This window comes from Plebeiibacterium sediminum, from assembly GCF_026013605.1.
Lineage (GTDB): Bacteria > Bacteroidota > Bacteroidia > Bacteroidales > Marinilabiliaceae > Saccharicrinis > Saccharicrinis sediminus.
Genome location: NZ_JAPDPJ010000118.1, coordinates 1 through 7765, shown reverse-complemented (window position 1 = coordinate 7765; position 7765 = coordinate 1). Strand labels below are relative to the sequence as shown.

Sequence of the window (7765 nt, the reverse complement as noted above, 5' to 3'; positions counted from 1 at the left end):
TTCATAGCCAATTAGTATTTTTATGATTAGACACCACAAAAATAATTGTTCCAGGAAACTGGAACCTAATTGGCTTTATTTAGGACAGATGTGAACAAAAGTAAATGATTTTGTTAAATTGTTCCCTTAAGTTAACAATAATTTGACTAATACGTTCTATTAATCGTTTACAAACGCATAATTATATATAAAACGAAACGCTTCAATCAGAATAATAAACTCAAACTACAATTAAAAATGTAGCGCTTACATAAAAGGCATAAAATCGAAAAAGGCCATGTTTGGGGAAACAACGGCCTTTTCATTCTCAACTAACACAACACACAAAATTCATTTGTAATAAATAACACACAACACTTAACAAATGAATAGTTAATATTTTAAACTTATCTTAAATGATTTAGCAATATAAAAATAAAAGCATCAAAAATCAATTAATTTTCAAATTTTAATGCAATATTTTATTGATTTATAATACTTATCTACTCTTCGTTATTCATAAAACCTTGCTTAGTTAATACATCAAGCAATATTTTACTAAACACAATATTATCTTGTTTTTTATATCTTATATCAGTAAAAACCTGTGCTAATGATTCCTTTTTGTTCTCTTTTACAAAACCAATATTTTCAGGCAACTGCTCTTTTTCTGAGTATATTTTTTTAATATCCTCTTTCGAATAATCCTTATAACTCTCATAATGAACAACTCCTTCTAAAGGTAAACGATCAACTAATTCAGGAGATTCATCAGGGTAACCAAGTGTTACGGTTGTAACAGGAACCACTCCTTTAGGTAAATTTAATACGTCAATAATTTTATCTGCAGTATAGGTTGTTGTACCTAAATAACATATTCCTAAGCCCTTACTTTCTGCAGCAATACAAACATTTTGAGCAACCAAAAGCGCATCAATAGCTCCGGTAACAAACGACAGAAAATTATCATAGCCAGGCTTAGCATTACTTTGCTCGCACCATTTATTAAACCTGTTATAATCCGCACAAAAAGTCAAAACAACCGGAGCCCCTTTAATCATTGGCTGATTAAAATGACAAGGTGCCAATTTTTCTTTATTTGAATCATCCTGAGTAACTACTACACTATATACCTGCATATTACCAGTAGTTGAAGCTCTTATTCCTGCATTCAGAATTTCTTCCAACACTTCACTACTTACTTTCTCTGAAGTATATTTTCTAATAGATCTATGGTTTAATATTGTTTCCATCATTTTTAAAAAAATTTATATACAAAGATATACTAAAAAACAAAAAGGCCTTTCATTAACTGAAAGACCCCTTTGCATCATCACCAACAAAATATAAAATCGTTAAACCTTAAACGGTTTATTATATTATTTAAATAATGGATAAAGCTTTTAATTCATCCATCAATTTTTGCTTATTATCATCAACCATTGTGCATAAAGGAGCTCTAAAAGTTTCCTGCATCATTCCCATTTCAGCTAAGGCTGTTTTAACAGGAATTGGATTAGACTCAATAAAACACAAATCCATTAACTTTTGATATTTATAGAATAACTCTCTTGTTATTTTCACATCTCCATTTTGCGAAGCTTCCATAAGTTTACTAAAGTCTTTTGGAATAATATTGGCTACAACAGAAATACACCCATGAGCACCTAATAAATTAGCAGAACATGCAAGGAAATCATCACCACTATAAACCAGAAAATCTTCAGGAGCATTAGCTAAAATCTCAGTAAAATAAGACATAACTCCAGCAGCTTCCTTCACTGCTACAATATTATCAAAATCATTAGCCAACTGAACTACAGTTTCTGGTTCTAATCCGGCTCCTGTTCGTGAAGGAACGTTATACAAGATAATTGGAATATCAACCGCCTCTGCAACTGCCTTAAAATGATTATAAATTCCTTTTTGAGTAGGTTTATTATAATAAGGCACAACAACTAAAGCAGCATCTGCACCTAAATCTTTGGCTTTCTGAGTTTTTTCAATTGCTGTTAAGGTACAATTACTACCACTTCCTGCAATTACCGGTATCTTTCCTTTTATAAGTTCAACTGCACGAGCAACTAGTGCTTCATCTTCCTCATCTGATAAGGTAGGTGTCTCTCCTGTAGTTCCACATACCACAATTCCATCTGTATTATTAGTCAAATGGAAATCAATAATTTTATCAAAAGCATCCCAATCAATTTCTCCTGATTCTAAAAAAGGGGTAACAATTGCAACTATTGATCCTTTAAGTGTAAATGCCATGGTGTTCTATATCTTAAAACAATTTTATTGATTCTAATTAAAAGACAAATTTTCTGTTCTTTTAAATCGATTACAAATATAGTTGCGTTTTAATTAATTGAAAAATTTATATCTAAAAAAAACCATTTTATAACATCTTGTTAATTTTTTAACATTTTGTATATTTGTAAAAAGTTTTGATTATATGGTAACAATTCCGCAAGCCGTTGAAATGGTGGTTAAAGTAAAGCCCTTTTTATCTGAAGCTCTATCTGATGGGTTAATTAATATATCTGCGTTAGCAAGAAAAATTAAGCCAGACATTGAGAAAATTATTTCAAAGGAGGCAAAACATGGCGCTATTGTTATGGCTCTGAACAGACTTTCGCCACAAGTTAATTTCTCTATCAATAAAAGTATTGATAAAATGAGAACCATGTTGGGTGATATTATTGTTCGTTCTGATTTAACAGACTGTACTTTCAGAAATAGTAAAACACTTATCAGATGTCATATGAAGGTGATAGAATCCATTGCTGAAAATCCTGATATCTTTTATACATTAGTAAGAGGAGTGCATGAATCAAATCTGGTAATTACAAGTTATTACTCTGAGTTGGTGGATAAATTCTTTGAAAAAGAGGAACTCATTTATAAAACCGAAAATTTATCTGCGATTACAGTTAAACTACATGAAAATAATTCAAGGATACCCGGATTCTACTATTATATATTAAAATCAGTTGCATGGGAAGGTATTAATATCACAGAAGTTATTTCAACGACCAATGAATTTACCATTTTAGTGAATGACGAAGATGTGGATAGGGCCTTTTCTGAATTAAAGAAAATGAAACGTCCTGGAAAATTATACAATATTTAAACATACTAATTGGAAACAAAACGGATAATTGTAATTAATTATACATTTTTTTTGCTTTAGAAAAGTTTAAATAATATTTTTAGCATCCTTTATTTACTGTAATAAATGATATTATTTATCAGTAAATATTGTTTTTTAGTCATTAAATACCTAAAATATTGTAACACTATTAAAGAATTAACGTTACAAGAATATAAAGATTTAAAATAAGAAAAGTTACTAAAACTATCATTAATTATATTGTAATAAAGAAGATATGAAAAAAGCATTCGTTATTGTAGCAACTGTTGTGTTTTTTGTTGCATTAGGCTTAACATCTTGTAAATCAACTCAAGATTGTCCTGCTTATAGCAAAGTTAAAGTTGAAAAAAATACTGAAAACGCATAAGCTAGCAAAAGTAACATTTAGTTGGCCCAAGGAGCATTCGATAGAATAGCTCCTTTTTTTATTTATCTGCTCTACAACACCTTTCTTAGTGTTTTTACATTTTTTAATACTCATTTATAAAAATCAAGCCCTTATTTTTTGACCAATTGTTAATGATTTTATACTTTTGTACCTCATTTTTAAGAGAGTTGTAAATTTTATTTCTAAAAAACCTATAAAATGTCAAAAATCAAAATTGGTATTAACGGATTTGGCCGTATCGGTCGTTTCGTATTTCGTCAGGCTGTTGCCAAAGGAACTATTGAAGTTGTAGCTATTAACGACCTTATCGACGTTGACTACATGGCTTACATGTTAAAGTATGACTCTACTCACGGTATTTTCAACGGTACTGTTGAAGTAAAAGATGGTAAGTTAGTAGTAAACGGAGCTGAGATCCGTGTTACAGCTGAAAGAAACCCTGCTGACATTAACTGGGGTGCTGTTGAAGCTGAGTATGTAGTTGAGTCTACTGGTTTATTCTTAACTAAAGAATCTGCTCAAGGTCACATCGACGCTGGTGCTAAAAAAGTTGTAATGTCTGCTCCTTCAAAAGACGATACTCCAATGTTCGTTATGGGTGTAAACAACACTTCATACACTAACGACATGAACTTCGTTTCTAACGCATCTTGTACAACTAACTGTCTTGCTCCTATCGCAAAAGTATTAAACGATAAGTTTGGTATTGTTGAAGGTTTAATGACAACTGTACACGCTACTACAGCTACTCAAAAAACTGTAGACGGTCCTTCAGCTAAAGACTGGAGAGGTGGTCGTGGTGCTGGTCAAAACATCATTCCTTCTTCTACTGGTGCTGCTAAAGCTGTAGGTAAAGTTATTCCTGAATTAAACGGAAAATTAACTGGTATGGCTTTCCGTGTTCCAACTCCAGACGTATCTGTAGTTGACTTAACTGCTCGTTTAGCTACTGAAACTACTTACGAAGCTATTTGTGCAGCTATGAAAGAAGCTTCTGAAGGTGAATTAGCTGGTGTACTTGGTTACACTGAAGATGCTGTTGTTTCTAACGACTTCATCGGTGATTCTAGAACTTCTATCTTTGATGCAGGTGCTGGTATCCAGTTATCTCCTACTTTCGTTAAAGTTGTATCTTGGTATGACAACGAAATGGGTTACTCTACAAAAGTTTGTGAACTTATCGAGTACATGGATTCTGTAAAATAATTACAGTTTACTATAAAATATAAAGGCTCACTTTTAGTGAGCCTTTTTTTATGTCTAAAAATTCTATTTGTTAAAAGAATCTTAATGATTTTACACTTGACTTATCGCAATGATCGTTTGAAGTAGCAACTCTGGTTATATTAATCTTATATAAAGCTTCAATAACATATACGAACAATCGATTTTTTATTACCAACTTATACCAGAATAACGAGCATTTTTGAATTTCTGAACTTCAGAACAAGGGATAGCTTTCTTTTTTAAATTATTACAGATTACATATTTTAATACTAACTGATAGGCACTACCCAAATCCTGCTGCGCTCCTGTTAATCCCAATTGCCATTCCACACCAAAACTAATTCTATGATAATTTACTCCTATAGTTGTACCTAAGCCAAGACTTTTTCCATAGTCATAATCCATTGTTCTTCGGTAAGAAACCAGTCCCCACAAAGCATATTCGGGATCCATGGTAGGAAAAATTCCCTTTAAAGTTAAATCCAGCTTTCTATCTTTATTGGAATTTTGGCGGTACATAATGATTGGTTCAACAAAGATACCCAATGAAGATATTTTATACATAGAACTTAAAGATATATTATAATCCCTTGCTAAATCAGGTTCATCATAATTCAAATACAATGGATTATTTTGATTGAATAAATTAGTAACAGCAAATCCCAATTGATAATCGTTATATTTATACAATATTCCTGTACTTGAATTATATCCCCAACCAGCTGTTATCCCTCCTGTTATTGCTTGATCTCCCAATGCAGAAGGATGATCTACTAAACTACTTTCATCTATTTTACTCTGCTCTATATCAAAGGATAATCCGAAAGATATAGTTGAAATAGAACGACGTTTTTTTGCAAGTAAAATTTCGTATGAAAAGGCTTGATGTAAACCAAACTCTTTCATATTTCCATTTCGATCATTATAAACATAACTTCCCATACCAAGGTTATCCTTTAATGGTGTTTGAAAATTTAATATTTGTGTAGTTGGTGATTCATCCATACCCATCCACTGATTTTGATAAAAAGCACTAAAACTATAGCAATTTTCATTACTCCCAGCACTAGCAGGATTTAGCAAAAACATATCATACATATATAAATTTGTTATGTAATATTTTTGCGCACCTGCCAGAATACAGATTAAAAACAATATCGATAGTACACTAACTTTCTTCATATGTCTAAATTTGCTTTTAATTGCCATATGGAACTCGCCAATTTTTGAATTCTCTTGTGTGAGAATTCGCCCTCATGGTTTGTTTCATTCATAATCTACATTCTAAAGCCTTTGTTTACTTATCGTTTTAATGTTATGTGACCTTTTAAAACCTTTGAGGTTCCAGCTATTTCAATAACATACCAATAATCATCAGTAGGTACCGGTTGTCCATTATAACGACCATCCCAACCTTTTTCTTCAGAGGCTTTATATTTAGCAAGTAACTTACCATATCTATTATAAATCATAATTATACTATTGGGAAAAGCTTCTAGTCCTTCAATTTCCCATGTATCATTTTTTCCATCATCATTTGGGGTAAAGAACGGAGGAACATCAATATCAAAAGTATTATCTAACACTACTGTCACAATAGCACTACATCCATTAGCATCTGTAACATAAATTTCATTCTCTCCATCTTTAAGGTTCCTAAATACATTTTCGGATTGTGAATTAGACCCATTGATTGTATATGAATATGGTTCACTACCCTGTTCTGCAAACACTACCAACTGACCATAAACTGTAGAATCAACAGATACAACAATCGGGTCATCAAAGAATGCTATATGAGCAGTATCTTTATAAACAAAACATCCATCAGATACTTCTACAGAATATATGCCTGGTTCATTAACCTCTTTATAGGAACTATCATCTCCATCATTCCATAAATAACTAACAAATCCACTACCCACATCAAGTAAAAATGTTTCAGTTGAACAGATAGTCGTGTCGGAACATAAATCGATATCTATTGCTTGCTTGTATTGTACGATTACAGTATCTGAACTGTTGCAACCATATTGATCGGTAACGATAACGGTGTTTACAGTATCATTCATATTGGCGATAATAGTCTGCGATGTTTCACCATTTTGCCATAAATAAGAACTAAAACCTGCACCTGCATCAAGCATCCATTCATCTAATGGACAAATAATCATGTCGGGTCCCAGATCAATATTCGGATTATTCCTCCAAACAACAGATACATTACCTTCTGCAGAACATCCATTAATATCAGTAATTGTTAAAGAATAATCTCCTTCTGAAACATTTATTGAAGATGTCTTTTGTCCTGTACTCCATAAATATTCCAAACCTGGTTCCTGAGGTCCTGTCAATAGACCTTTTTCACCTGAACAAACTGTATCGTTTTGCATGATTAATTCAGGATTTCTAAGAATCACAACCTCTGTTTCAATTGAATTATAACAACCATTCTCATCCCAAACTTCAAGTGCATAATTTCCAGAAGCATTCACCTCTAACTTATCTGAATTTAACGCTTCAGTACTATTCCATTGATAAGTTAAATGATCTTTGGTAGAATTAGCTGACAATGTAGTTCCCTCACAAGCCTCTAAATCACCAATTACTGATATTTCAGGTTGTGGATTAACAATAACAGAAAGAGTAGCCTGGCTGGTAGATTTAGTTTTTGAATTAGTAATTGTAACATTAAAAACTGTTGTAATAGATTCTCCTCCAACTTGAGGGATATTCAATGAAGTGGTACCCCAATCAAATTCATATAGCCTAATATCCTGACCACTTACAAGCATATCTGCCTTATAATTATCAATTTGAAAATCAGATAATTCGTTAGCACAATAGGTAACTTCCACATTTTGAACTGCAGGATCCGGGTTGACATATACAGTCACATGAGCTTCACTGGTACAACCAGTCGCTTTATGAGTAACCACTACATCAAACTTATTAGTTGCTTGTAATCCTCCATCAGCTGGGATGTTCAACGATGTTGCATTCCAATCAAAAGTGTA

General features: G+C 32.2%; 7 protein-coding genes. 3 read left to right on the top strand and 4 right to left on the bottom strand.

Annotated elements, in window-relative coordinates; all coding sequences use genetic code 11:
• Positions 1–482: 482 nt before the first annotated feature.
• Together OM075_RS23795 and dapA are read right to left on the bottom strand one after the other, a co-directional pair.
• On the bottom strand, positions 483–1235 hold the full coding sequence (locus OM075_RS23795) for an NADPH-dependent oxidoreductase (protein WP_301193060.1): 753 nt from the start codon (positions 1233–1235) through the stop codon (positions 483–485).
• A gap of 127 nt (positions 1236–1362) precedes the next feature.
• Positions 1363–2250, bottom strand: a complete 888-nt coding sequence (gene dapA / locus OM075_RS23790; protein WP_301193059.1) for a 4-hydroxy-tetrahydrodipicolinate synthase — start codon at positions 2248–2250, stop codon at positions 1363–1365.
• Between the two features lie 184 nt (positions 2251–2434).
• Between dapA and OM075_RS23785 the strand changes: the two genes are divergently transcribed.
• The 3 genes from OM075_RS23785 (at position 2435) to gap (ending at position 4727) form a co-directional block, all read left to right on the top strand.
• Entirely contained in the window at positions 2435–3112 is a 678-nt protein-coding gene (locus OM075_RS23785; protein WP_301193058.1) for a hypothetical protein, read from the top strand.
• A 256-nt stretch (positions 3113–3368) separates the two neighbouring features.
• Positions 3369–3500 (top strand): hypothetical protein, encoded by a 132-nt coding sequence (locus OM075_RS23780; protein WP_301193057.1) that lies wholly within the window; start codon positions 3369–3371, stop codon positions 3498–3500.
• Between the two features lie 219 nt (positions 3501–3719).
• On the top strand, positions 3720–4727 hold the full coding sequence (gene gap, locus OM075_RS23775; protein ID WP_301193056.1) for a type I glyceraldehyde-3-phosphate dehydrogenase: 1008 nt from the start codon (positions 3720–3722) through the stop codon (positions 4725–4727).
• A 189-nt stretch (positions 4728–4916) separates the two neighbouring features.
• Here gap and OM075_RS23770 read toward each other — a convergent pair whose 3' ends face one another.
• Positions 4917–5930, bottom strand: a complete 1014-nt coding sequence (locus OM075_RS23770) for a PorP/SprF family type IX secretion system membrane protein (RefSeq protein WP_301193055.1) — start codon at positions 5928–5930, stop codon at positions 4917–4919.
• 119 nt (positions 5931–6049) lie between these two features.
• On the bottom strand, positions 6050–7765 hold a 1716-nt coding region (locus tag OM075_RS23765), incomplete at its 5' end, for a T9SS type B sorting domain-containing protein (RefSeq protein WP_301193054.1).